Consider the following 24,029-nt stretch of genomic DNA (forward strand, 5'->3'; position numbering starts at 1 on the left):
TAAACTATAAATAACAACAAAAAGACAACAAAAAGGCCGGAATTTCTTCCGGCACTGCATACTTTCTGTCTCTATTCTATTCTCTGCACATGAAACCCCGCCTTTACATAGGCACCCCCTATATGGGCACTGCCTAAAAGCAGCTTACCTCCATGCTTTTCGCAGTATAATTTGCTCAAATACATGCCAAGTCCAAAATGTTTCAAATCATCTGCCAGGTTATCATGATAGAAAGGTTTTGTGATTTCGTCCTCCTCCCCGTGAAATCCCTCTCCGTCATCCCCAAGGCATATAAAAAGCTTATCCTCAGAAACTTCCAAAGAAATAAGGATCATATACCTGGCATACCGCACTGCATTTCCCAGAAGATTTTCAAAAACCTCACAGATGACAGAATAATCCCCCAGAAAGCTTTCCGGTATATCCTCTGATTTTATCACGGCCCGGCACTCTTCCCTGTCTGCCAGAATCTTTGCCGTATTTTCCATATACCGAAGCAGTACAGCCGTTTCTATTTTCTCATAATGGATCTCTCTTTCTTCAATCCCTGACAGCCGCCGCATCTGCTCTACAAAAGCATTCATCCGGTCAATCTGCTGCATACCGGACTGCAGTATCTCTTTTGTATCCTGCTCACTTAACTGTTCGCCCGGCAGAAACTCCATAAGGGTCTCCTGATATCCCCGGAGCACGGCAAGAGGGGAACGGATATCATGTGCAATGACAGCCTTCAGAGTCCGCTCCTGCTCCACCATGTTCCAGAGCTTCTTGTTATTTACCTGGAGCTGGGAACGCATCCGGTCAAACTCACGGCAGAGCTGTCCCATCTCGTCCTTTTTCCTGTAATGCACAGGGAAATCCAAACGGTTTTCCTGTATCTTCCTGGAACCCTCTGTGAGAATTTCAAGAGGTTCTTTGACCTTATCCCTGTAAAAACAGAAAACCGCGATAATGCTTCCCGTCATGGGAAGAAACAGCATGGTCCAGGTTTCAACCGCATCGCAGATCTGTGATATCATGTAGTCCCGGTAAAGCATATGGTTTTTGTCAGGTCTTTCCACTTCAGCAATATATCCGTACCCCACTTCATGACCCGACAGTATATCACTGTCAGTGTATTGGCCCCATATGTGTTTCTGCGTCTGTTCCGCCGTCAGGATAATGCCTGAGGAGATAAAAAACGTGAGTATCAGTGCAGCAGCCACATAGAGTATGATTGTTTTCCTGAGCGAAAGATTTTTTATTTTTTCCATCGGTACCCACTTCCCCATACGGTTTCAATATACTCTGTCCCGGTATATTCCCCCATTTTTCTGCGGATCCTTCTGATCAATTCCGTGATCACCCGGCTGTCACCCTCCGCATCATAGCCGCATACTTTTTCGTAAATTCTTTCTTTGTCAAATACCTGTCCGGGATTCCCGGATAAAAATTCTACGATATCATATTCCAGCTTTGTCAGTTCCAGTTCCCTGTCCCCAAACATTGCCTTCCTGGCACTGTAGTCCAGCAGCAGGCCCTCCCTGTATTTTAAACGGGTCTTGTGCCGGTTCCTCTCCTCCCGCTTTATATGCGCCGAGATCCTTGCCTCCAGTTCTTTCAGGCTGAACGGTTTGAGTATATAATCATCCCCCCCTGCCAGAAGGCCGTTTACCTTGTCCTGCTCCTCTACCCTGGCAGTTAGAAACAGGATCGGACAGGAGACCAATTCCCGTATTTTCACACACAGCTCCATGCCGTCCATGCGGGGCATATTGATATCCAGCAGGATCAAATCCGGGACATCCTCAATTTTCTCCAACGCCTCCATACCATCCTCTGCCAGCAGAATGCGGTATCTTCTCAAACGGAAATAATTCTCCAGCATTTTAAGAAGGGCTTTATCATCATCAACAAACAGTAATTTATACATATGTCCCAGCTATCCAGTCAGATTTCATAAAAATCCGCTGCTACTTCCGATTTTTACAAAAATGCTGCTGCATCCTTTCTTATATAAATCTTTAACTGGGATTATACTACAAAAATTTGTGATATACAAATTAATCTTACCTGAAATTCTCTTGCATTTTGAAAACAAAGTGCTATAATATTTTATATGGAAGCATAGCTCAGCCGGGATGAGCGTTCGCCTCACACGCGAAAGGTCAGGAGTTCGAGCCTCCTTGCTTCCATTTCTTTTTGGGGATATAGCTCAGCTGGGAGAGCGATACGTTCGCAACGTATAGGTCACGGGTTCAAATCCCGCTATCTCCATAATTTCTTTTTCACATCCCATAAAATAGCAGGATTTTTTCTGCTTTTCATAAAAACTTTACTCTTTTCACACAAATATCACCAACCCTTCACATTTTTTCCAAGAAATGGTCATAATTACCATATATACTCTTATTATAAAAAGAGTAAAGGAGGCTTAACACATGATAGGAACTTTAATGAATAACGGCCGTACCTGTGTTCTCAAAGAGAATGGCGGCAGCAAGAAGATACCCGTTCATCCGGAACAATATGTGTATGTGCAGGTCTCTAATGCGTGGATACCTGCCATACTGAAATATTCCGGTGAACGGCAGAACTGGTATTTTGAATACCTGCCCAAGCTGCCGGTGAACGGCTGCAGGGTTATGACTAAGTAAACAAAGGTTACGCTAAGATAAACCGGGGGCTGTCGGTTAATACCGATTTTTAAGTCCTTTACCCCAAAATAGGAATATCCCGTAGGATCAGGTACCTTTCAGCACTTGATCCCCACGGGATATTCCTATTTTTACTAATGCTGCTTATTTTCTGTTACCCTAAGTCAAAAGCTGAGGTATAAAGCTGGCAGATTTTTCATTCTCCGGCGTGCATCCAACTTTGCCCAGTACCTGCCCTCTCCCCCAGACCTGTCCGCAGTCTGGGGCCAGAAAGCCGCAGATAATGAACTTCTTGAAATTGACAAGCATTATGATATTGTCTATAATACTTTTATTACACATGTAAGATTTATGGAGGGATTTATCATGGCTGCCTTACCGCAAATATCTGAAGCCGAATTCGAAGTTATGAAAATCGTATGGCAATATGCGCCGGTCAATACCAATGAGATAACCGAAAAATTATTACAAACTACAGCCTGGAGTCCAAAGACAATACAGACTCTGATCAAACGTCTCGTAACCAAAGGAGTCCTATCCTACGAAAAACAGGGCAGGATATTTGTTTATACGCCGTTAGTACAGGAGAGCAAATACATCAATCAGGAAAGCGACTCCTTTTTGGATCGTTACTATGATGGAGACATTACCAGTATGCTGTCTTCCTATCTTGAAAACGGTAAACTGTCCGAAACAGAAATAAACGCGCTTCGCTCCCTCCTTTCCAAACGTCCAAAGAAAGGGGGCGGTTCGCATGGCTGATTTTATGATATACTTTTTGATCTGTAATATTTTTATCAGCGGTATCATCGGGCTTCTCTTAACCGTCAAGCAAATCTTCAAAAGCAACCTGTCCAGCCTCATTGTACAATTCCCCTCTGCCCGATGCCGGAACGATTATGAGCGTTTTCGCTACTTTGATACAGCTTCATGCATTGGCTGTGGTTTATGCGCCAGAACATGTGCCGCACTGTGAAGCGCGTTTACAGGATATTGTAAAAAAATAAAACCTTTTTCTTCCTTTCCGGGTTATATATAATGGAAGACAGGAAGGGGGGAGTCTATGGATGACAGAAAAATGATCAAAGAAATACAAAACGGCAGAAAAGAATACCTGAATCTGCTGGCGGAAAAATATTACGACGACATTTACCGCTTCTGCTGTTACCAGACCGGCAACCCCGATCTTTCCTATGATTTGGCGCAGGAAACTTTTCTTCGTTTCATCCGCTATGTGGACAACTACCGTTATAAAAACCTGAAAGGCTATCTTCTTACCATAGCCAGAAATGTCTGTTTTGACTATTTCACCGGGGAAGCAGTCTCCCACCGTCATCTTACCTTTACACCTCTGGAAAAATCCGCCCCGGAAAATCCGGCCATCCGTTGGGCTGACAGCTCCGGGATACAGGACGATCTGCTGGGGGCTGTTATCCGGGAAGAACGTTCCAGACAGTTGGTGCAGGCGCTTATGAAACTGCCGGATATCCAGAGGGAAGTTATTGTCCTTCACAGTCTCTACGGCCTGAAGCACAGAGAGATCGCGCAGATTACCGGCACCAGTACATCCACGGTGAAATCCCGGATGAAGCAGGGCATGGACAAATTGAAGCGCACATTAAGGAAGGAGGATTTTTATGGCTGACATGAAAATACCCGTACCACGCATCCCCGTAAACCGGGAAAAAAAAGAAGCTTCCCTGAAAACCGTCCGTGCTGAGATAGACGCGTTAAATCTGAAAAGACAGATTTCCATGCCAAAGCTGCTGCTGGACCAAATACATTATATATCTTTGGAATACTGGATCATACAGTCTTTCTTTTTGATCGCTGCGGTTGTCCTGCTGACCTGTTTTGGTTCTTTGATAAAGGGCAGCGAAAACATTCTGCCGCCTGTCTGCGCCCTTTCCTCCGGTCTGGGTCTGGCGGCTGTGCTGGAACTGGCTAAAAGCCGTTCCTGCCGTATGGCAGAATTGGAACAGAGCTGCTGCTTTAACCTGGGACAGATCTGGGCGGTAAAACTGTTTTTTTCAGCGGGTGTAAACTTATGTATTCTGACTCTGCTGCTTTTCGGTATTCGGGATCAGACAGAATACAGCATTTTTGCCCTCTGTCTGTATCTGCTTGTTCCATTTATTTTTTCCCATGTTTGCTATTTTTTCCTGTTGTCAACAAGAAGGCTCTCCTCCCAGAAAATGATCCTGAGCGGAACCCTTTTGCTTGTCTTCCTGTTTTCCCTGTTTCCCGCAGCCTTTCCAAAAGCGTACCAGAGCCTCTATCTGCCCCTATGGGCCATGGCACTGGCAGCCGGAATTGTGATTCTGGCCATAGAGCTGCACAGGCTGTTTTACAGTTTAACCACAGGAGGTAAAGAATTTTGCTGGAATTAAAAGCACAAAATGTCACAAAACATTATAAAGAAAAGACAGCCGCAGACCATATCTCTTTCACACTGAAAAACGGTGTATACGGGCTTCTCGGGGAAAACGGCGCAGGTAAGACTACACTACTGCGCATCCTCTGCGGTATTCTCATGCCCGATAAAGGGGCGGTAACACTGGACGGCATTTCCATCCATAAAATGGGGGCATCCTACCGCACCCTGCTGGGATATCTGCCCCAGGATTTTGGTTATTACCCCGACTTCACAGTGAAACGCTACTTACTCTATCTGGCATCCCTAAAAGCACTTCCCAGAGAACGAGCACTGACCCGATATAGGGAAATGCTGAAGCTTACAGGGCTCCAGGAGGAGGAAAAGCGGAAAATCAAGCATCTCTCAGGAGGCATGATACGAAGGCTGGGGATTGCCCAGGCGCTGCTCAATGACCCGAAGATCCTGCTGCTGGATGAACCCACGGCAGGCCTTGACCCAAAGGAACGCATCCGTTTCCGAAATATCATCAGCTCTCTGGGACATGACAGGCTGGTGCTCCTCTCCACTCATATAGTGTCGGATGTGGCAAATGCTGCTGACAGGATACTGATCATGCGCAGGGGGAAGATCATAGAAGATCAGACACCGGACGCTCTGCTCCAGACGGCCTCCGGACATGTATGGGAAGTTACAGCCTCCCCCCAGGAGGCAGAAGCCATTCAGGAACAATTCCCTGTGTGCAATGTGAGGACAGAAGGAGAAAACCTGCGGCTGCGCATTCTCTCCCGTACTTGTCCCTCTCCCCATGCCAGCCAAGTACAGCCTGACCTGGAAGACGCTTATCTCTATGTCACAGAAAACAGGGAGGTGTGCTGATATGCTGTTCCGAAATGAATTGTACAAAATCTGTTCCAGGAAAATACTTATAGCCGGAGCACTGCTGGGCTTTTTATTCATGGCCGCCTATGTTCAGATGTCTGTCCTTGGCACAGAATTTGCTTTTGATAACGGTACCTGTCTGAGAAGAACAGACGCCATTCAATATAACCGGGAAATCGCCCGCCGCTACGCAGGCCCCCTGACCCGGGAAAAGGCGGAGGCTGTCATAGCAGAATTTGGCTGGTATATAAATGATGATGATTTGGATACAGGCGATACTGCACCTGGCTATTATGCCAATTCCACCAGCCGCTTTGTGACCACCCGCCTTTCCAACTCCAGATCCCAGGAGGGTGTCCCCACTGCCATTGCCGGTACGGACGACAATTATGCCGCGGAAATGATGAACGGAGAATATGTATACGGCTATATCGGCGGCTGGGACAACACCTTCAGTGAAATGCATATGATGATCCTCTGGATCGTCTCTGCGCTGGTGATCATTTCCTGTGCTCCTGTCTTCTCGGAAGAGTACGCGGGACAGGCTGCCGGAATTCTGCTGACCACACAAAACGGAAGGACAAAGACAGCGGCTGCCAAGATACTTGCAGCATTTGCGTGGGCAGGCGGCATATACCTTCTGTTTACCCTGCTTCTGGCGGGAGCCTTTCTGTCTATTTACGGCAGCGACGGCCTTGCGGTCAGCGCAGGCCTTTCTTTTCCCGACTTGATCACAGGCAATCTATTTTGGAATGGCGACCCCAAAAGGACCACCGGTGCCGTACTGCTGGTTTATCTGCTGGCAGGGCTTTTCTCAGTTCTCGTGACCGCTGCCATAACGCTGTATATTTCCTCTGTAAAAAAGAGCTCTTTTTCCACTCTGCTGTGGTCCGCTGCCGCTTATCTGCTCCCTGCAGCCCTTTACACCGTTTTCCTTGTGGAAATGGGGCCCGGCAGGATCGTAATGCTGCTCCGGATGCTGTTCAACTGTCTTCCGTTCTTCCTGCCGTTCCATGAACTGACCTCGTGGCCCTTTGCTTACCGTGTAGGCAGTTATCTGATCTCAGGCATTATTCTGGTCTCCGCCTGCCTGTTTGGATGCAGGAAATACTGCCGCTATCAAGTGGGAAAGTAGGCTCTGCAGGGTTCCCGCGTCCAGGCATGGCCGCTGTTCCCAAAAAGTCTTTGGTACGTTCCCATGCAACAGACAACGAGTCCGGCAAGCCGGACTCGTACGCGAAATGGTCATATAATGGTTATTGTTCTTCCAGGATCAAAAGGTTCCATTTCTGTAATAACAACGTTTCCCCTGCCCTCTTGGTCTCCCCTGAAAACAGCTCTGTCCATGTTCCCTCCGGGCACGCAGCCTCCTGTTTCTCTCCGGAATAGTTGAGGAAATAATACACCTGTTTTCCCATTTGGTTTCTGCCGCCCCGCACAATGACCGGGAATCCGCAGGAACCTGGATTCGGATGGATCTGGCAGTCTTTTAAAAGTTCTTCCAACAGTTTTTTCAGCAGTTTTGGGCTGAACATGCATCCCAGGTACACGGCTTTTCCTTTGCCGAACGTATTCTCTGTCACTGCGGCATACTGGCCCCAGTTGTCATGCACATACCGAAGAACCGTCTCTGCCCCCTTTGTCTGAATACATTCCATGAATACCTCTGCTCCCTCTTTCTCCTCTCTGCTGCAAAGCCTGCCTTCCAGGTATGTATCCTCCGGGTATGTAAACTGATTATACAGGATCCCAAAGCATTCAGACAGGATATGAGGCTGGGAATCGTGGTAAACTTTCACATTCTCATTGGCATAAGCAGTCTTGAACGTACCCAGAAGACATCCGCCGTTCTCCGTAAATCTCCGGATCCTGACAAGCGTCTCCTCCGGCACACAGTAGAGCGCGGGAAGGATCAGCATCTTATAATCTTCCAGATTTTCCGCCTCCGGTGACACAAAATCACATTCCACATTCATCTCATAAAGGGCATCATAAATCCAGCGCACCACATCGTTGTAGGATTTCTTCTGCTCCAGACTGCCCTGGATCGGGAACCATTTCAGACCTGACAGCGCTTCATTGCTCACCATAATGGCAGCCTTATTCTCTTTTTTCAAATGGAGCAAATGGCTTCCCAGACGCTTCATTTCATTTCCGATGACCACTGCTTCCCCATATGTCTTGTTCTCGGCAAAATCATGGCTTAACAGCCCCCTCCAGTAAGTCTCAAAGGAATTGTGGATGGAGTGCCAGTGCCAGTATTCCACACAGTCCGCTCCGCCTGCCAGATGGGAAAATGCCTGCAGCCTGAGCTGTCCGTCATAAGGCACCCACTGGGTAAAGCCCTGAGCCTCGGTCTCCAGCACATAGTAGTTGTCCTGCTTTAAGGAACGTGTCAAATCCCCGCCAAAAGCGATCTCCTTCCCCGTGAGCTTTGACTGGGTTGGATGATAGATATCACACCCTGCAACATCCAGGCATTTGGATACATGGAAATGGTTTACCTCCGGCTGTACACCAAAGGAATGGTTCCTCCACTCAAAATCAAAGTTTTGTGTGACAAACTGGTCTTCCCTCTTATATTCCCCCACAAGGGCTGCCTGCCAGGACAGAAATTCCGTCACCAGGCCCCGCTGGAATTTTTCAAATTCACAGCCCAGACTGCCGTTGATAGTCCCTCTCACATCGGGAAAATCCTCCCAGGAGTGCAGGGCGTTGCTCCAGTAATTCATGCCGAATTCCCGGTTCATCGCCTCCACATCACCCCGGAATTTATCTTTCAAATAAGCAGTAAATGCCTCCTGTACGCGTTCCCCTGCGGTCCCGTAATATTTTGTCTCATTGTCGATCTGATAGCCTATGACACACGCTCTGTCCTTCACATGCTCCATCAGTTTTCTTATGACACGTTCACTGTAAAACAAATAATGGCGGTTGGTGATGTCCATGATCTGTCTTGCCCCGTAGATACCCCGGCCCTGTTTGGTCACTGCCATCACATCCGGATGCTTTTTCTCCATCCAGGCCGGAATGGCATAAGTAGGCGTGCCCACGATCACGTGGATACCTGCCTCCTCCATGGCATCCAGAACCCGGTCAATATGGTAAAAATCAAACACCCCATCCTGTGGTTCCAGTGTGCTCCAGGTGGATTCCGCGATCCTTACCAGATTGATTCCTGCCTTTTTCATCATTGCAACATCTTTTTCCAGCCTGTCATAAGGCATATATTCGTCATAATATGCCACGCCATAGAGTAATTCGTCCATATATTTACTGCTGTCCTTTCTGGTTTATTCAAGGCAGCCTGATCAGGAAGGTGCGATGACCGGAACCTCTTCCCCGGCCTTTTTCATCTCCTCCTGAAGTTCCTTTGCAAGCTGCGCTCTGATAGCTCTATACTTATCATCTTTTGCCAGATTCGTCAACTCATATGGGTCATTTTTTAAATCATAGAGGAAATCTTCCTCATAATAGCCGCTGGAAGGGTACAAGCTGCCGTCTAGCCCGGGAGCATGTATGCTGTAAAGCCAATCTCTTGTATGGATGCAGCGTCCCACCCTGCTTTCGCTGATTTGGGCAAATACCCGGTCTGTATGGTGCTGCAGGTTCCCATCTGCGATTTCTTTCAGATTCTCCCCTATCATGGCGTCCCCCACATCCACTCCTGCTGCAGCCAGAATCGTCTTTGGCAGCCCTGCAGTGCTCACCAGCTCCTCTACTTTTTTGCCGCCCTGAAATCCCGGCCCCGAAATCACCAGGGGCACGTGCAGACAGGCAGAGTGACAGGATCTTTTGTAATCATCTCCACCGCACAGATGCTCATCCCTGTTTCTGGTTCGGAAATGGGACCCATGATCAGAACTGTAGATAATGACCGTGTTCCTGTAAATCCCTTTTTCTTTCAGCTTCTCTACCAGCCTTCCCAGGTTGTCATCCAGGCTTTTGCAGCACCCCAGGTAATCCGGATACATTTCCCTGGCATCCCCGGGAAGCGCCGCCAAGTCACCCGGCAGTTCAAAATCCCGGAACCGTTCCTTTGAACCTGCCGGCCCCTCATAACACTGCCGGTCATTCTGATGATGGGGTTCAATATGGGAGATTGTCATAAAGAACGGCTTTTCCCCCTCATACTGTTCCAAAAAATCAAGGGCAAAATCTGTTATGCAGTCTGCCCTGTATCCTTTAAATTCACACTTCTGCATATTCTCGTCAAATACATACCCGCCGTAGCCGTGGGATGTAAATTCCAGAAGGTCGGCTGCCCTCCAGTATCCCCGGTATCCGCCCCTTCTCTCCGGAGGGATTGCCCTTGTCTCATAATCCACAATGGGCGGAGTGCCGTAATCCTTCCTCTCACTTGCCAGATGCCATTTTCCCACATAAGCGGTCTCATATCCGGCCTCCTCCAGATAATCGGCCAGCGTTTTTACATCCATAGGGAGAGGCTGTGCGTTGCGGAAGCAATGGATCGCTGTGGGATACTGTCCGGTCTGAAACAATGCCCTGCATGGCCCGCACACCGGCTGGGCTGTATAAGCCTCCTCAAAAAGCACCCCCTCCTCTGCCAATGCATCCAGATTCGGACTGATATCCAGCTTCTGCCCGTAACACCCCAGCGTGTCATGCCTCTGCTGGTCTGTAAAATAAAAAATAATATTAGGCCTTTCCATTAATTTTTCTCCTTCCTATTTCAATCCTGAAGTGACGATGCCCTGTACAAAGTATTTCTGTGCGAATAGAAACAGCAGGATCATGGGCATGACCACCAGCACGGAGGCTGCCATCATTTGTCCCCATTGTATGTAGCCGTCTGTCTTGAACATGGTAAGCGCAAGCTGTACGGTTTTCATATTTTCAGAGTTGGTCATGATCAAAGGCCAGAGATAATCATTCCACACAGAAACTCCTTTTAACAGTCCCAGGGTAGCCAGGATCGCCTTTGAGTTTGGCAGATATATCATAAAATAGGTCTGCCACTTGTTGGTTCCGTCTATCTCTGCCGCTTCATCCAGGGACTGGGGGAAATTCTCGTAAAACTGTTTGCAGAGAAATACGCCGAAAGAGCCTGCCACAAGAGGGATCACAAGTCCGGCATAGGTATTTATCATTCCTGTTCCGCCAGCTCCAAACAGGCTGTTCCCCCCCATCAGCGGGAATTTTGCCATGATCAGGAAGGTGGGGAGCATGGTCACCTGGGGCGGCATCATAAGCCCTATTAAGAGAAACATAAAAAGCACTTTTGACCCCTTAAATCTAAGCCTGGCAAATGCATATCCCGCAATGGAATTAAACAGCAGGGAGAACACCACAGCGGCCAGTGTGATAAACAGGGAATTTCTGAAAAACAGATTCCAGGGCCCCGCGCTCATGGCCTCTTTAAAATTATCCAGTGTAAAGGTCTGCGGCAGCAGGTGAAATACTGCAGAGCGGATTTCCTCAATGGGCTTAACCGCTGTTGTGATCATCATTATAATGGGTACCAGCATTAGGATTGTCAGCGCACTCATGAGAATGATCCAGAGTATGTGATATACCTTCTTTTTCTTCACGTTTTTTATCCTCCTTATGATACATCCACATCCTGCCCGCCGCTTCCAAACCGGAATACCAGCACGGTGATCAGCACGGAAAACAACAGCAGCATAACAGACAGGGCACTGGCATAACCCATCTTAAATTCCAGGAAACCTCTTCTGTAAATCTGGTGCACAATGGTCGTGGTCTTATTCAAAGGCCCGCCTGCTGTCATGATATTAATCTGTTCAAATACAGAAAAGCTGTTCACAATTCCCGTCACGAGCAGAAAAAAGGTGGTGGGTCTTAACAGGGGCCAGGTAATATGCAGAAACTTATGAAGGCTCCCCGCCCCATCAAGGCTTGCCGCCTCATACAGGGAATCCGGTATGGAGGTAAGGCCTGACAGGAAGATCACCATACTGTATCCGCAGCTCTTCCAGATACTCATAAGGATCACACAGAACATAGCCAATTTAGGGTCCTGCAGCCACTGCTTAGCGGATAATCCAAATACTTTTAACAGACTGTTTAAGAGGCCAAAGGTGGGATCATAGATCCACAGCCACACCATGGACATGCAGACCATGGACATAACATTTGGAAGGTAAAAAGCTGTTCTGAAAATGGGAATAAGCTTTGACTTCCGGTACAGCATCACTGCCAGCATAAGCCCCAGAAACAACTGGGGAAACAAGGTGCCCAGAGTATACAGCAATGTATTTTTAACAGATACCAGAAAATCGGCATCTTTAAACAGGTTCAGGTAATTCTTCATCCCCACAAACTCCGGCGGTGAATAGAGATTAAAATTCGTTACGCTGTAATAGATCACAACTCCAATGGGTACCAGGATAAAGACTGTGAAAACGAAGTAGGCCGGCAGAATCATAAGATACGCACAATTGTCATTTCTGTTCTTTTTTCTCACGGCGTTTGCTTTTTTCATCATGTAAATTCCTCCTTTTTATCAGCATTTAGTACCTCTTTGAGAATTTACTGATTGTCTATTTCTTCCTGTATCTTATCCGCTGCCGCATCCATGGCTGCCTTTGGACTTTCCACATCATACATTACTTTTTCCATAGCTTCATTGATAATATTGTAAACGGAATTGGCATAGGGCACTTTCGGCGACCCGGTTCCGCAGTTAATAGAATCATAGATGACCTGATTTGTCTCAGGGTCCTGCTCAATAAACTTATCTTTCAGGGATTCCCTGATCGGCGTGGTTCCCAGATCCTCATATCTCGTCCACATGCTCTCAGGGCTGGATACATATTCAATAAACTTCCATACTTCCTCTTTATGCCGTGTCTCACCGCTCATAAACAGAAAGCTCATGCCGCAGAAGGTTGCCTGCTGTGTGTTTTTCAGCGGACTGGCAAGCGCAATCTTTCCTTTCAGGGCGCCATCATTTAACTGCTTAAACGTCTGATCCGTCACAATGCCCATAGCTGCGGTTCCCATACCGAAAGGGTCCTGCTCGGAATTGGAACAGTCAAAGGGAATGACTCCGGCATCCGCAACCTCTTTCATGAACTCTACCGCTTCAACCGCTTTGTCTGTGTTGCAGAGGATTTCGTCATTATCCTCATCCACCAGGTTCTTCACACCGTTCTCCTCTATGAAGATAGACATATAATGCTGCATGGAAGTTCCGGAAGTGGGCATGGCGAACCCGGACTGTACCACATTGCCGCTGTCATCTTTTTTAATCAGTTTTTTGTGGTCTTCCAGCATTTCCTCCCAGGTTGCAGGCGGTGTATCCGGGTCAAGCCCTGCCTCCTCAAATAGTTCCTTGTTGTACGCCAGCATTCTGGGATCCGGAAATACAGCGATTCCGTATGTCTTATCATTGATGCTGCCCAGCTTCAGGGCATTTTCCATAAAATCATCTCTGCCTTCCCAATTGTCCACATATTCATCCAGTGCCGCATACTGTCCCAGGGGCACCCTGGTCCCCATAGACGCCATGGTGAAATTAATGATATCCGGGGCAGTGCCGGAAGCAAATCCTGTATTCAGTTTCGTCTCAAAGTCATCTCCGTAAGGACATTCCTGATACTCAAACTGAATATCCGGGTTCTCCTCTTCAAAACCGGCGATCATCTTTTCCCAGTAGGCTTTACGCTCAGGTTCTGTCCCGCCTCTTAAAAAGACCAGTTTTGTTTTCTCCCCTGATGATCTCCCGGTATCAGAAGTTGTCTGCTCCTCTTTTTTCACCAGCTCCTCTGTCCCTTTGCTGCCGCATCCTGCCATGCCCAGGACTGCAGTTGTTCCCATTAGTACCGCGCACAGCAGTGCTGTTCTTCTCTTCATATTTTAAGTTCCTCCTGTTTTTTATTCTATGATCAGTATAAGAAAAACAGGGCTGTACTTCCATGTACCGTGTCCGCTTGTTTTTGTACTGTGTTTTGCAGTTTTCCTGCACGAGCCCTGCCTTTTGGGTTTTACTCAGACTGCCCGCGGAAAATATGGATTATCTTTGGATTTTTTGACTGGTTTTCAGATTCTCTTTCTGTATTCCATAGGAGACTTTCCATACCGCTCCTTAAAAGCCCTGCTGAAATATGCCGCATCCGGAAACCCGGCCATTCCTGCAATCTCCTGTATGCTTTTTCTGGTGTCAGCCAGCAGCCTGCAGGACTCCTCCAGCCTGACTCGTAGAAGAAAGTCACTGAACTTCTCTCCCGTCTCCTTTTTAAAAAGAACAGAGACATAACTTTTATTTAAATGGACCAGAACCGATACCTCTTCCAGGGAGATCTTCTGTTTATAATTCTGTTTCACATGGTCTATTATCTGCCGAACCGGAAGCGAATACTGGTTTATGCTGCACTTTTCTCTGCAGATTTTGCATATACCGGCCATCCCGGCATACATCCAGCTTCTCAGGCTGTCTAATGTCTCAAACTGCTCGCTGAACATCATTTCTGTATTTCTGACTTTCTCCTCTTCCGCTGCTGTCAGGGCATACGTCCTGGCCTTCTGGATGCAGGAGGACAGTAGCTCAATGCACAGTGCTTTCACGTAGGCAGGGGGCAGCATGGTTTTTCTTCCTGCATCCAGAAGGACACCTCTCATCTTCTCCTCAGCGCTTGCAAAATCATTTTCTGACACTGCTGCCAGAATCTCTTTCATCTCCTTAGCATAATATAAATCACCATCCCCGGCAGCGGCGCTCACCGACATGGTCTCATATCTCTGCATTCCCGGGATTCCGAAAAAGATACGGTTCTCCCTGGCTGTCCTGGCCTGTCTCAGCCTATCCCTAAGATGTAAAAAACCGTCTTTCCCTGCGCTGCTCCCTATATAAACCTCCGCCCCCAGATTCATCTCTAAAAGCGCCTCCAGCTTTTTTGCGAATACGTCCCGGTCCATATGCAGGCCTGGATTATAGATAAGAAGATACTCCCCGTCTTCCATGGGGATGCAGACACCGTCTATGTGTTCCTCCTGCATGAAAAGTTCTGCAACTTCCGCTGCCGCATACTTTTCTTCCTGTTTTGACAGAGATATAGAAAGCAGAACAATCCCCTTCTCTTTCAGAGAAATGCCGTACGCCCCCATTTCCCGGATAAGAATTTCTTGTTTCTCTTTGCAGTCAGCTTCTATCAGCTTCAGTATTATATTTTTCTGCTGCGCTTCCCCGGAGCCGGAATCCGCAGTATTTTCCGGCACTCTGCTTTTTTCAAGAAAACGCTTGGCCTCCTCCAGAATAGATTTCAATCCCTCTTTGGTGATCTCAGGCTTGAGTATAAATTCATGAGCCCCTGTCTTCAGTGCCTGTCTGGCATAATGAAAATCATCATAAGCACTCAGGATCACTTTGTAAGGCTGTACCACCCTCTCTTTTTTCAGTTCATCCAGAAATTCCAGACCATCCATAACTGCCATCCGGATATCAGTAAACACCACCTCCACTTCATGCTCCCTGCAGTATTCCAAGGCCTGTTTTCCATTAGCAAATTCCCCTGTCACATGATAATTAATATCCAGTTCCTCTATTTTTTTCCTCACCCATCTACGGGTTACTGCTTCGTCTTCCACAATTATAATCCGCATCTTATGTCTCTCATCTCCTCCTGCCCTGTAGTCCTTACACCTTTCTGCACAGCCTTGTGGGGAATCCTGATGTCAAAACGCATTCCGCCTCCAGAAGTGTGCTCCGCTGAAATTCCGTATTCCTCACCATAAATGATCTGCAGGCGTTTCTGTACATTTCGGATTCCGATTCCGCTGAACTGTTCTTTTGTGTGTGTTTCCTCCTTTCCTGCCAAAACCTCACGGATATATTCCAGATTGCCCCCGATTCCGTCATCCTCCACGCGGACCAAAAGAATCCCTCCCTCTGCCCTGGCCTCGATCAGGATATGGCCTGTATCCTCTTTTTGGCAAAAACCGTGGGCAATGGCATTTTCCACAAGGGGCTGAACGGATATCCTGGGAATCAGGCAGTCTCCTGCCTCAGCGGACACCTCCAGGTTCCACACAAAGGTATCCTGATATCTGTTTTCCATAAGGACCAGGTAATTTTTCAGGGATTCCATCTCCTCTGCGACAGGAATCAGCTCTCTTTTGTCAGAATAGGTTCTTCTGAGCAGTTTCACCAGCGCCAGAAGGGACTGGTCTGCCCGGTCCCCCATATCCATTTCTACCAGAAAGCGGATGGATGCCAGGGTATTATACAAAAAATGGGGATTTATCTGCGCCTGCAAAGCCTGCATTTCCAGGCTCCGCTTCTCCTCCTCCTCCTGTTCCAGCCTAACGATCAACTCTTCTATCCGTTCCAGCATCTGATTAAACTGCAGGCTCAGCTGACCGAATTCATCGGTTGTCTCCACCGGAGTGCGCACAGTCAGGTCCCCTCTGTATACATTTTTCATGTCTGCCTTCAGCTTTTGCAGCGGACCGCTGATATATCTGGAATTGTATACAGACATAAACACAGCCAGCAGGACATACACAGCAGCCACCAGGAGAATCATGACAAAAATACGGTTTCCGGCCCATACCGCTCCTTTTTCCTCCTCATACATCACCAGTTTCCAGCCTGTTGTCTCGTTTGTGACAAAAGAAACCTGAGCCGGCTGGCCGTTCATCCCAGCGGAAAAATATCCGTGGTCATATCCTGTCAGTTTGCTCAGATACCCCTTCTCCTCCACCCTCTGCTGCGTGAGGCTGTCCTCTGTACTGCAGAGGATCCGCCCTGTGCCGTCCATCAGAAAAACCTGCTGGCTTTCTTTTTCCAAACCACCCTGGAAGATGTCTTTCATCTGCTTCTGCTGTATATTGACCTCCATGATCCCAAGCACTCTGCCGCTGTTCAGATTCTTAGTAAGGCGCACAGCCCGCATGGCGCTGCCGTCCTCTGTCTTCTGGAATTCCTCACTCACATATGCGGGAATGTATTTGATGCTGCTGGTATTCTCCCCCAGTTGTTGGTACCAATCCTCCTGCATAAGCTGCTCAAGCCTGGGATAAACTAGGTTTTCACTTCCGTCATCCTCTGTGGAATAATTTTTTCCGTTGTCGCAGAGAAGGCGCATATTGTAGTCCATATTACTGTAGATAATCCGGCTCTCCCTGAAATAGCTGCGGATGTGCTTCTGTGTCACGATTTCATCATAAGGAGCCGGAAAATCCCTCAGGGAGATCAGCCGGTTCAGTTCCCGGTTGCAGTAAAAATAATTTGTATATGATATAATGTCCTGGAACATGTCCTCCATGTTCTGGTCTATCTGATTCAGGATCACCATCTTAGAGCTGTTCAGCCTCTCATTGGCGCCTGTCTGCACAAGGTTAAAAAGCAGCAGCATGAGGATCAAACACGGCACCACAAATAACACCAGATTGGATAGAAGAATCTTCCGTCCCAGGCCCAGGCTCTGTAATTTCTTTTTTATCTTTCCCATATATGTACGATCTCCTGAAGTCTAGGCAGGGCATAAGCAAAGAATGCCTTGTATGCCTCACAGTAATAATTCTTTCCTCTTATATACGTGCCGTCCACCTGTTTTTCCGTTCTGCACAAACGACGGCAGCCATTCCTGCAAAGTACCAGATACGGGCATTCTCTGCACTCTTTTGGCAGTATCCTGGACCCCCTGATAAATCCCAGCTCTTCTCTTTTTGCATCCATCTCCTCAAAAGTATTATTCTTGATATTCCCCAGCCTCCATGCATCCAGGGCATAAAAATCACAGGGATACAGGCTGCCGTCCGCCTCTGCTACCCACTGGATCCCACAGACGCCACGCAGACTGCACAGCTCCGGTGCCTGCCCCTTCAGTATGGCCGCCAGATTTTCAAAATACCTGATGTAAACACTTTTCTCCTCTGACGGCCTCCCTGCTTTCTTTTTTATATCCTGATACCAGCAGTCAAACAAACTTTTCAGGAAAAGGCCGTATTTCTCAGGAGACAGGGAGTAAGTGCCTGTTCCCTGTATCTCCCCAATGGGGTCCAGGCATTCAATATACTGCTGGCAGTAAAGCCCCTGCTTTTTGAAAAAACTATACAGCCGCTGTGCATGTCCGGCAGAATACCCCGTCACAACGGTGAGGATATTAAACTCTATTCCATGTTTCTTTAGCGCTGCGATGGTTTTCATGACCGGTTTAAAGGTACCTTCTCCTTTCGCATCCCTGCGCAGACGGTCGTGACAGTCCCTGCCGCCATCCAGGGAGATTCCCACCAGGAATTTATTTTCCTTCAGAAAAGGAAACCAATCCTCCCCCATCCTGTATCCGTTGGTCTGGATGTTATATTCTGTCTGTATTTTCTTTTTATTGTTTTTTTTGACAATCTCTGTAAATGCCCTGTAATAAGATAGCCCTGCAAGGGTAGGTTCCCCTCCCTGGAAAGTAAAGGTGCAGCGTTTTTCCGCATAGTCCAAGGCCTTTTCTATGAGCGTCTGCGCAGTATCCAACTCCATGATCCCATAGGATTGAATTTCCCTGCTGCAGGCTTCGTCCGCATAAAAGCAGTAGGAACATCTCATATTGCAATTTCCGGATGCAGGTTTTATGAGTAAGTGCAGTGTATCAACCATATTGTTTTCTCCTTATTTTTCCACAGAATATGGGTATTTTTTCATATATATCATTTAGTATATCCTTTGTAAAAAGCAGGGACAATAGGTTATCTTTGACAGTTTTTGAACTATATTTGGATAAAAAAACGCCCCGGTCCGGCTTGTCTCCGGACTGGGGCAGTCTCTCTCTTATTGATCCAGTTTGCTGTAAATATCAAAACAATCCAGGGTGGCAAAGTAATCTTTCGGCGTCTCCGCGCGGCGGATAAGTTGTGTGCTGCCGTCTTCTTTCAGAAGGATCTCCGCGGATTTTAGTTTTCCATTATAATTATATCCCATGGCATAGCCGTGTGCACCTGTGTCATGGATAACCAGCAAGTCACCTTTTTCGATTTCAGGCAGCATGCGGTCAACTGCAAATTTGTCATTATTCTCGCACAGGGAACCTGCAATATCGTATTTGTGATCACTGGGTTTGTCCTCTTTTCCCATGACGGTGATATGGTGATATGCACCGTACATAGCAGGGCGCATCAAATCCACTGCGCAGGCATCCACACCGATATACTCCTTATGAGTATGTTTTTCATGAATGGCTTTGGTTACCAGACAGCCGTACGGGCCCATCATAAAGCGTCCCATCTCTGAATAGATCGCCACATCTCCCATACCTGCAGGCACCAATACTTCCTCATATACTTCTTTCACGCCTGCTCCGATCACGCGGATATCATTGGCCTTCATATCAGGAGTATAGGGAATTCCCACGCCTCCGGACAGGTTGATGAATTTAATATCTGCCCCGGTCTCCTGTTCCAGCTTTACTGCAAGCTTGAAAAGCTCTTTTGCCAGCACCGGGTAATACTCATTTGTCACCGTATTGCTGGCCAGAAATGCATGGATCCCAAATTCCTCCGCGCCTTTTTCCTTCAGGACGCGGAAGGCTTCAAAGATCTGCGCTGTGGTCATTCCGTATTTTGCATCTCCGGGATTGTCCATGATGCCGTTTCCCATCTCAAACACACCGCCCGGATTATAGCGGCAGCTAATGCGTTTCGGGATAGCGCCCAAGGTCTTTTCCAGGAAATCAATATGTGTGAAATCATCCAGATTAATGGCAGCTCCCAGTTTGCTGGCATACACATAATCCTTTGCCGGCGTGTCATTGGAGGAGAACATAATGTCATCCCCTGTGCAGCCCATGGCTTCGGACAGCATCAACTCTGTGTAGGAGGAGCAGTCACAGCCGCAGCCGTATTCTCTTAAAATATCCACCAGGAACGGATTGGGATTTGCCTTCACTGCAAAATATTCCTTAAACCCTTCATTCCAGGAAAATGCCTCTTTCACAGCCTTCACGTTCTCCCGGATCCCTTTCTCGTCATACAGGTGAAAGGGCGTCGGGTATTTTTTTACAATTTCATCCAACTGTTCTTTTGTGACAAATGTTTTTTTCTCCATCGAAACTTTCTCCTTTGGTAATTTCTTTTATATCAGCAATTTTCAATCCACCTGGCAACGGCAAGCAGGGATTCCATTTTGCCGTCCAGCAGTTGGTCCACCGGTGAGGAATCCGTGAGCAGGTCGGGTATCATTATGGTTATCATACCTGCTTTGTGGGCCGAACGTATGCCGTTGTAAGAGTCCTCAAGGGCAAGGGCATGGGCTGGGCTGACCTTCAGCGCTTCACAGGCTTTCAGGTAAATCTCAGGAGATGGTTTTGCCTCGGAAACCATACTCCCTGTGATGACAGCCGTAAAATATGCGGTTATCCCTTCCCGTTTCAGATTGTTCTTTGCATACTCGTGGCTTGATGAGGTTGCCACTGCCATGGGAATCCCCCGCTGTGCCAGCACATCCAGAAGTTCATGAAGCCCTTTCTTTGCCGGAAGGCCGTTCTTCTTCTCATACTCCCAGAATGCTTTTCTGTATTCATCCCGGAACTGTCCGAAGGGGAAATCTTCCCCGTACTTATCTTTAAAGTGGCGCTTTCTCTTGTCTACATTAAAACCAAGGGTATGAAAAATATTATCCCCCAGCTTCCCGTATCCCATCCGCTCCCCCGCCACATCCCAGGAGTATTTTACGATCCTCTCACTGTCAAACATCAGGCCGTCCATGTCAAAGACAACACCGTGGATTTCTTTTTTCTCCATAGTTCTGCTCCTTTTTGTACGGATACTATCATAACGGTTTTTTCCGCATTTTGCAACACAAAAACTCCCCAGATGTACTGGGGAGCCTGATCAAACGATAGGGCACTGGGATAAATGTGTGTCTGCCATCATCAAAAATAGACTTTCTTCCCGCTTTTTGCGGATTCCATGATCTTATCTATCAGCACATTTACTTTTTTAGCCTCCTGAAGCCTGGTATGGGAGCCGTTTCTGCCTTCCAGTTCTTCATAGAACTCACGAATCGCATTGTAATGGCTGTAACCGTAATAATCTTTTCCTCCCGGCAGGATATTGTCATACGCCAGCACAGTCTCATGGTGGTTCTTCAGGCGGATGAGCCTGTTGTTCTTTATGCAGAAAACAGCGTCCTCCATAATGATTTCCAGTTCAATGCTGGAATTGCTGCAATGGGTCACCGTGCCATAAAAGACAGCACTTACATGGTCCTCAAATGCTATATGGGCGCAGGCGGTATCCTCCACTTCTATGTCCTCCAGCAGCAGATTTCCCGCCAATCCTTTTACCCACACTGGATTCCCGCAGAACAACTCCAGCAGGTCCAATGTATGTATGGCCTGACTCAGCATGACGCCGCCGCCGGACTCGGATCGTTTTCCTCTCCACGGGTCTTTGGTATAGTAATCCCTGGTGCGGTCCCAGGTGACAATGGCCTTGCAGCCTCTCAGCCTCCCATATTTGCCGCTGCTTAGGATTTCCCGCATCTTTTTGGTAGTCTCGTTACAGCGGTTCTGCAGGCAGACGCCTATTTTGATCTTTTGGGATTCCTGGTCTTCTATAAGGCTTTCCACATCCTCCCCGTCAAGTCCCGCCGGCTTCTCCATGAACACATGGACACCATAGCGGGCAGCCAGTCTCCCGGCAGGCACATGGAGATGATGCGGAAGGCATACATGGAGGCAGTCCAGACGCTCACATTTCAACATAGTCTCCAAATCTGTGTAGAACACGGCTCCCGGCACCTTTCCCCGCTTTATCGTATCAATATCGCAGACAGCGGCTATCACTGCCTTCTCTTTCAGCCTTCCGATGGCCTCCAGATGGCTGGCTGATATGACCCCCAGCCCCGCAATTCCGATCCTCAGCATGAAAACACCTTCTTTCATCTCACCTTGCGGGCCAGCATCTGTGCCTTGACACACAGTTCTGCGGCTTTCAGGGCATGTGCCTGGGTCATGGCATTCTCTGTCCGGTTGATGCAGTCCAGAATGAGCTGCCCAAAATAGGGGAATCCCACCTGTCCATGCACATTGATATAGTGCTCTCCCTCTTTGTCCACCCAGAAAACATGGTCACAATTCTCATCTTTTGCCACATCCGTGTATTTGCGCAGCTCTATGTAGCCCTCTGTTCCCAGGATAAAAGTACGGCCGTCTCCCCACGTGGAAAGCCCGTCCGGGGTAAACCAGTCCACACGGAAATATCCCATGGCACCATTGTCTCCCACAAGAGTGGCGTCCCCAAAATCATCAAGACCCGGATATTCCGGGTGATCATAATTGCCAATCTCACTGTTCACAACCGTCGCATCCTCGGCCCCGGTGTAATACAGGAACTGCTCAATCTGATGGCTGCCGATATCGCAGAGGATTCCGCCATACTTCTCTTTCTCAAAGAACCAATCTGGTCTGGACGGCGCATTTAAAAGATGGGGTCCAAGGCCGAGGACCTGGATGACCCTTCCGATGGCGCCCTGTTTGATCAAATCCCCCGCGTACACCGCACTCTCCACCTGCAGCCGCTCACTGTAGCTCACCATGTATTTTTTTCCTGTCTCCCCGATGGCAGTCTTCACCATCTCCAACTGCTCCAGTGTGGTCAGAGGGGCTTTGTCCACAAAATAATCTTTGCCCGCTTTCATGGCACGGACGCCAAGGGGGGCACGCTCTGAGGCAACGCAGGCAGATGCCACCATTTTCACTTCCGGGTCATGAAAAATCTGCTCTTCACTGCCGGCAGCCTGCGCCCCCTCCTCCTTATATGCAGCAAGAAACGCCTCCACCTTTGCAGGGTCCGGGTCATACACCCACTTCAGGGATGCGCCGGCCTCAATAAGGCCGTTGGCCATTCCATAGATATGTCCATGGTCCAGCCCGATCGCCGCGAACACGAAATCCCCTTTCTCCACCACCGGATGGGGTTTTCCTTTTGGCGCATAGTTCATTCCGTCTCTCTTATCCATATTTCCCTCCTACTTGTCATCCACATAATTTCCAACGGTGATATCGGATGCAGTAAAATTTTCTACGCACCCTGTCTTTTCATAAAAATGGACTGCGTTTTTCTGTATCCCTTCCAACGTATAATAATCGTCATCCGATGTGATCGGCAACGCCACGGTGCGTTTCTGGAATCCGGCTTTGTAGATGGCAGTGATAAGCTCCACTGTCTTTCTGCCGTCCTCACCTGTGATCAAAGGCCTGCTTTTGTTTTCCAGGGCATGAAGCACGTTGTCGATCTCACCTGTATGGCCTTCATACTGCAGATCCGGTATGGCATCACAGGCAGCATTTAGCTGCTCCATCAGTTCTTTGTTGTGCCCTTCCACCGGAAACCCGTTTTCCTGTGATGTCTCCGCAGCGGCTGACCAGGGAGCTGCCAGTTTGCCATTCTCGCACTGCAGTGTGATTCCCTGTTCCTCCCCGTGATGCACCACGGAGCTTGTCACCAGAGCCACAGAGCCGTCCCTGTAACGGAGGGCTGCGAAGGACAGATCCTCCACCTCCGAATTATCGTGCATGACATTGGCAAGCATGGATGTGACCTCCACAGGCAGGCCGCCCTGAATCCAGTTGATCATATCAATGTGATGCACTGCATGGTTCAGGGTCGGTCCGCCGCCTTCCTTCTCCCAGGTACCTCTCCACCACAGATCATAGTAACTATGTCCCCTCCACCACAGAGAATTGACATGAGCGCAGCGGATTTTACCAGCCAGATGGCTGTCCGCCATTTTTTTCAGTTTATAGATGCTGTTTCGGAAACGGTTCTGGGCAATACAGCCCATAGTGACACCGTTTCGCTTTTCTGCCTCAAGCATGGCGTCGCACTCTTTGAGGCTGGGAGCCATGGGTTTTTCCACCAGTACATTTTTTCCGGCATCCATACAATGGACGGCGATCCCGGCATGGGCGGACGGCGGTGTGCAGACATGTACCAGGTGGATGTCCAAGCCTGATTTCAGCATCTTTTCATGGCTGTCGAACACCTGCGCATGGTGCAGGCCGTATTTCTCTTTTACAGCCTGGGCCTTCTCCGGGTAGATATCCACCAGGGCCACGATCTTACATCTGTCAGGGAAAGCCAACAGGCCCCCTATATGTTCATTTGAAATATTTCCTGTTCCTACAACTGCTGCGTTTATCATATCCTCTCTCCTTATCTCT

Annotated in this window: 22 protein-coding genes and 2 tRNA genes; 9 read left to right on the top strand and 15 right to left on the bottom strand. The window is 48.1% G+C overall.

All coding sequences use genetic code 11. The features are described 5' to 3' along the window. Positions 1-71: 71 nt before the first annotated feature. Positions 72-1,253, bottom strand: a complete 1,182-nt coding sequence (locus tag A4V09_RS12360; RefSeq protein ID WP_065542623.1) for a HAMP domain-containing sensor histidine kinase — start codon at positions 1,251-1,253, stop codon at positions 72-74. Continuing rightward, positions 1,241-1,912: a response regulator transcription factor gene (locus A4V09_RS12365; RefSeq protein WP_065542624.1), complete on the bottom strand. Its 672-nt coding sequence runs from the start codon at positions 1,910-1,912 to the stop codon at positions 1,241-1,243. The genes A4V09_RS12360 and A4V09_RS12365 overlap by 13 nt, the downstream gene beginning before the upstream one ends. A gap of 188 nt (positions 1,913-2,100) precedes the next feature. Between A4V09_RS12365 and A4V09_RS12370 the strand changes: the two genes are divergently transcribed. The 9 genes from A4V09_RS12370 (at position 2,101) to A4V09_RS12415 (ending at position 7,027) form a co-directional block, all read left to right on the top strand. Beyond that, positions 2,101-2,174, top strand: a tRNA-Val gene (locus tag A4V09_RS12370). 9 nt (positions 2,175-2,183) lie between these two features. Beyond that, positions 2,184-2,256: transfer RNA gene (locus A4V09_RS12375), tRNA-Ala, on the top strand. Between the two features lie 164 nt (positions 2,257-2,420). Then, positions 2,421-2,636, top strand: coding sequence for a hypothetical protein (locus A4V09_RS12380; RefSeq protein WP_018596279.1), 216 nt, complete (start codon positions 2,421-2,423; stop codon positions 2,634-2,636). Between the two features lie 366 nt (positions 2,637-3,002). Further along, a complete protein-coding gene (locus A4V09_RS12390) occupies positions 3,003-3,398 on the top strand; it encodes a BlaI/MecI/CopY family transcriptional regulator (RefSeq protein ID WP_065542626.1) in 396 nt (131 codons plus the stop codon). Positions 3,399-3,402: 4 nt separating this feature from the next. Further along, a complete protein-coding gene (locus A4V09_RS26810; protein WP_408606836.1) occupies positions 3,403-3,612 on the top strand; it encodes a 4Fe-4S binding protein in 210 nt (69 codons plus the stop codon). A gap of 87 nt (positions 3,613-3,699) precedes the next feature. Beyond that, positions 3,700-4,281 (top strand): RNA polymerase sigma factor, encoded by a 582-nt coding sequence (locus A4V09_RS12400; RefSeq protein WP_065542628.1) that lies wholly within the window; start codon positions 3,700-3,702, stop codon positions 4,279-4,281. Then, complete coding sequence (locus A4V09_RS12405; RefSeq protein ID WP_065542629.1) at positions 4,274-5,026, top strand: hypothetical protein; 753 nt, start codon at positions 4,274-4,276, stop codon at positions 5,024-5,026. Before A4V09_RS12400 ends, A4V09_RS12405 begins: the two co-directional genes overlap by 8 nt. Continuing rightward, a complete protein-coding gene (locus A4V09_RS12410) occupies positions 5,014-5,889 on the top strand; it encodes an ABC transporter ATP-binding protein (RefSeq protein WP_065542630.1) in 876 nt (291 codons plus the stop codon). The genes A4V09_RS12405 and A4V09_RS12410 overlap by 13 nt, the downstream gene beginning before the upstream one ends. 1 nt (position 5,890) lies before the next feature. Continuing rightward, entirely contained in the window at positions 5,891-7,027 is a 1,137-nt protein-coding gene (locus tag A4V09_RS12415; protein WP_065542631.1) for a hypothetical protein, read from the top strand. Between the two features lie 121 nt (positions 7,028-7,148). Here A4V09_RS12415 and A4V09_RS12420 read toward each other — a convergent pair whose 3' ends face one another. The 13 genes from A4V09_RS12420 to A4V09_RS12480 all read right to left on the bottom strand — a co-directional run bounded on the left by A4V09_RS12420 (position 7,149) and on the right by A4V09_RS12480 (position 24,010). Next, a complete protein-coding gene (locus A4V09_RS12420; protein WP_065542632.1) occupies positions 7,149-9,161 on the bottom strand; it encodes a beta-galactosidase in 2,013 nt (670 codons plus the stop codon). Positions 9,162-9,203: 42 nt separating this feature from the next. Further along, positions 9,204-10,565: a sulfatase family protein gene (locus tag A4V09_RS12425; RefSeq protein ID WP_065542633.1), complete on the bottom strand. Its 1,362-nt coding sequence runs from the start codon at positions 10,563-10,565 to the stop codon at positions 9,204-9,206. Positions 10,566-10,580: 15 nt separating this feature from the next. Beyond that, positions 10,581-11,444 carry a carbohydrate ABC transporter permease gene (locus A4V09_RS12430; protein ID WP_084043574.1) on the bottom strand — a complete coding sequence of 288 codons (864 nt, stop codon included), beginning with the start codon at positions 11,442-11,444 and terminating at the stop codon, positions 10,581-10,583. Between the two features lie 14 nt (positions 11,445-11,458). Further along, complete coding sequence (locus A4V09_RS12435) at positions 11,459-12,361, bottom strand: carbohydrate ABC transporter permease (protein WP_065542634.1); 903 nt, start codon at positions 12,359-12,361, stop codon at positions 11,459-11,461. Positions 12,362-12,405: 44 nt separating this feature from the next. After that, positions 12,406-13,731: an ABC transporter substrate-binding protein gene (locus A4V09_RS12440; protein ID WP_065542635.1), complete on the bottom strand. Its 1,326-nt coding sequence runs from the start codon at positions 13,729-13,731 to the stop codon at positions 12,406-12,408. Between the two features lie 186 nt (positions 13,732-13,917). Then, a complete protein-coding gene (locus A4V09_RS12445; RefSeq protein WP_065542636.1) occupies positions 13,918-15,477 on the bottom strand; it encodes a response regulator transcription factor in 1,560 nt (519 codons plus the stop codon). Beyond that, a complete protein-coding gene (locus A4V09_RS12450) occupies positions 15,465-17,327 on the bottom strand; it encodes a cache domain-containing sensor histidine kinase (protein WP_065542637.1) in 1,863 nt (620 codons plus the stop codon). Before A4V09_RS12450 ends, A4V09_RS12445 begins: the two co-directional genes overlap by 13 nt. Then, positions 17,315-18,466 (bottom strand): radical SAM/SPASM domain-containing protein, encoded by a 1,152-nt coding sequence (locus A4V09_RS12455; protein WP_065542638.1) that lies wholly within the window; start codon positions 18,464-18,466, stop codon positions 17,315-17,317. The genes A4V09_RS12450 and A4V09_RS12455 overlap by 13 nt, the downstream gene beginning before the upstream one ends. A gap of 171 nt (positions 18,467-18,637) precedes the next feature. Further along, positions 18,638-19,909: a diaminopimelate decarboxylase gene (locus A4V09_RS12460; RefSeq protein WP_065542639.1), complete on the bottom strand. Its 1,272-nt coding sequence runs from the start codon at positions 19,907-19,909 to the stop codon at positions 18,638-18,640. Positions 19,910-19,941: 32 nt separating this feature from the next. Next, positions 19,942-20,604 (bottom strand): HAD family hydrolase, encoded by a 663-nt coding sequence (locus A4V09_RS12465; protein ID WP_065542640.1) that lies wholly within the window; start codon positions 20,602-20,604, stop codon positions 19,942-19,944. A gap of 131 nt (positions 20,605-20,735) precedes the next feature. Further along, positions 20,736-21,731, bottom strand: coding sequence for a Gfo/Idh/MocA family protein (locus tag A4V09_RS12470; RefSeq protein WP_065544762.1), 996 nt, complete (start codon positions 21,729-21,731; stop codon positions 20,736-20,738). Between the two features lie 14 nt (positions 21,732-21,745). Continuing rightward, entirely contained in the window at positions 21,746-22,825 is a 1,080-nt protein-coding gene (locus A4V09_RS12475; RefSeq protein WP_065542641.1) for a Gfo/Idh/MocA family protein, read from the bottom strand. A 9-nt stretch (positions 22,826-22,834) separates the two neighbouring features. Continuing rightward, a complete protein-coding gene (locus A4V09_RS12480) occupies positions 22,835-24,010 on the bottom strand; it encodes a Gfo/Idh/MocA family protein (protein ID WP_065542642.1) in 1,176 nt (391 codons plus the stop codon). Positions 24,011-24,029: the final 19 nt, after the last annotated feature.

This window comes from Blautia pseudococcoides (assembly GCF_001689125.2).
Taxonomy (GTDB): Bacteria; Bacillota; Clostridia; order Lachnospirales; family Lachnospiraceae; genus Blautia; species Blautia pseudococcoides.

Coding starts and splice junctions, on each gene's coding strand:
- A4V09_RS12445 (WP_065542636.1), bottom strand. CDS start 15,477: ATGCGGATTATAATTGTGGAAGACGAAGCAGTAACCCGTAGATGGGTG.
- A4V09_RS12365 (WP_065542624.1), bottom strand. CDS start 1,912: ATGTATAAATTACTGTTTGTTGATGATGATAAAGCCCTTCTTAAAATG.
- A4V09_RS26810 (WP_408606836.1), top strand. CDS start 3,403: ATGATATACTTTTTGATCTGTAATATTTTTATCAGCGGTATCATCGGG.
- A4V09_RS12475 (WP_065542641.1), bottom strand. CDS start 22,825: ATGGATAAGAGAGACGGAATGAACTATGCGCCAAAAGGAAAACCCCAT.
- A4V09_RS12390 (WP_065542626.1), top strand. CDS start 3,003: ATGGCTGCCTTACCGCAAATATCTGAAGCCGAATTCGAAGTTATGAAA.
- A4V09_RS12400 (WP_065542628.1), top strand. CDS start 3,700: ATGGATGACAGAAAAATGATCAAAGAAATACAAAACGGCAGAAAAGAA.
- A4V09_RS12405 (WP_065542629.1), top strand. CDS start 4,274: ATGGCTGACATGAAAATACCCGTACCACGCATCCCCGTAAACCGGGAA.
- A4V09_RS12435 (WP_065542634.1), bottom strand. CDS start 12,361: ATGATGAAAAAAGCAAACGCCGTGAGAAAAAAGAACAGAAATGACAAT.
- A4V09_RS12470 (WP_065544762.1), bottom strand. CDS start 21,731: ATGCTGAGGATCGGAATTGCGGGGCTGGGGGTCATATCAGCCAGCCAT.
- A4V09_RS12450 (WP_065542637.1), bottom strand. CDS start 17,327: ATGGGAAAGATAAAAAAGAAATTACAGAGCCTGGGCCTGGGACGGAAG.
- A4V09_RS12480 (WP_065542642.1), bottom strand. CDS start 24,010: ATGATAAACGCAGCAGTTGTAGGAACAGGAAATATTTCAAATGAACAT.
- A4V09_RS12425 (WP_065542633.1), bottom strand. CDS start 10,565: ATGGAAAGGCCTAATATTATTTTTTATTTTACAGACCAGCAGAGGCAT.
- A4V09_RS12465 (WP_065542640.1), bottom strand. CDS start 20,604: ATGGAGAAAAAAGAAATCCACGGTGTTGTCTTTGACATGGACGGCCTG.
- A4V09_RS12460 (WP_065542639.1), bottom strand. CDS start 19,909: ATGGAGAAAAAAACATTTGTCACAAAAGAACAGTTGGATGAAATTGTA.
- A4V09_RS12380 (WP_018596279.1), top strand. CDS start 2,421: ATGATAGGAACTTTAATGAATAACGGCCGTACCTGTGTTCTCAAAGAG.
- A4V09_RS12420 (WP_065542632.1), bottom strand. CDS start 9,161: ATGGACGAATTACTCTATGGCGTGGCATATTATGACGAATATATGCCT.
- A4V09_RS12360 (WP_065542623.1), bottom strand. CDS start 1,253: ATGGAAAAAATAAAAAATCTTTCGCTCAGGAAAACAATCATACTCTAT.
- A4V09_RS12415 (WP_065542631.1), top strand. CDS start 5,891: ATGCTGTTCCGAAATGAATTGTACAAAATCTGTTCCAGGAAAATACTT.
- A4V09_RS12455 (WP_065542638.1), bottom strand. CDS start 18,466: ATGGTTGATACACTGCACTTACTCATAAAACCTGCATCCGGAAATTGC.
- A4V09_RS12440 (WP_065542635.1), bottom strand. CDS start 13,731: ATGAAGAGAAGAACAGCACTGCTGTGCGCGGTACTAATGGGAACAACT.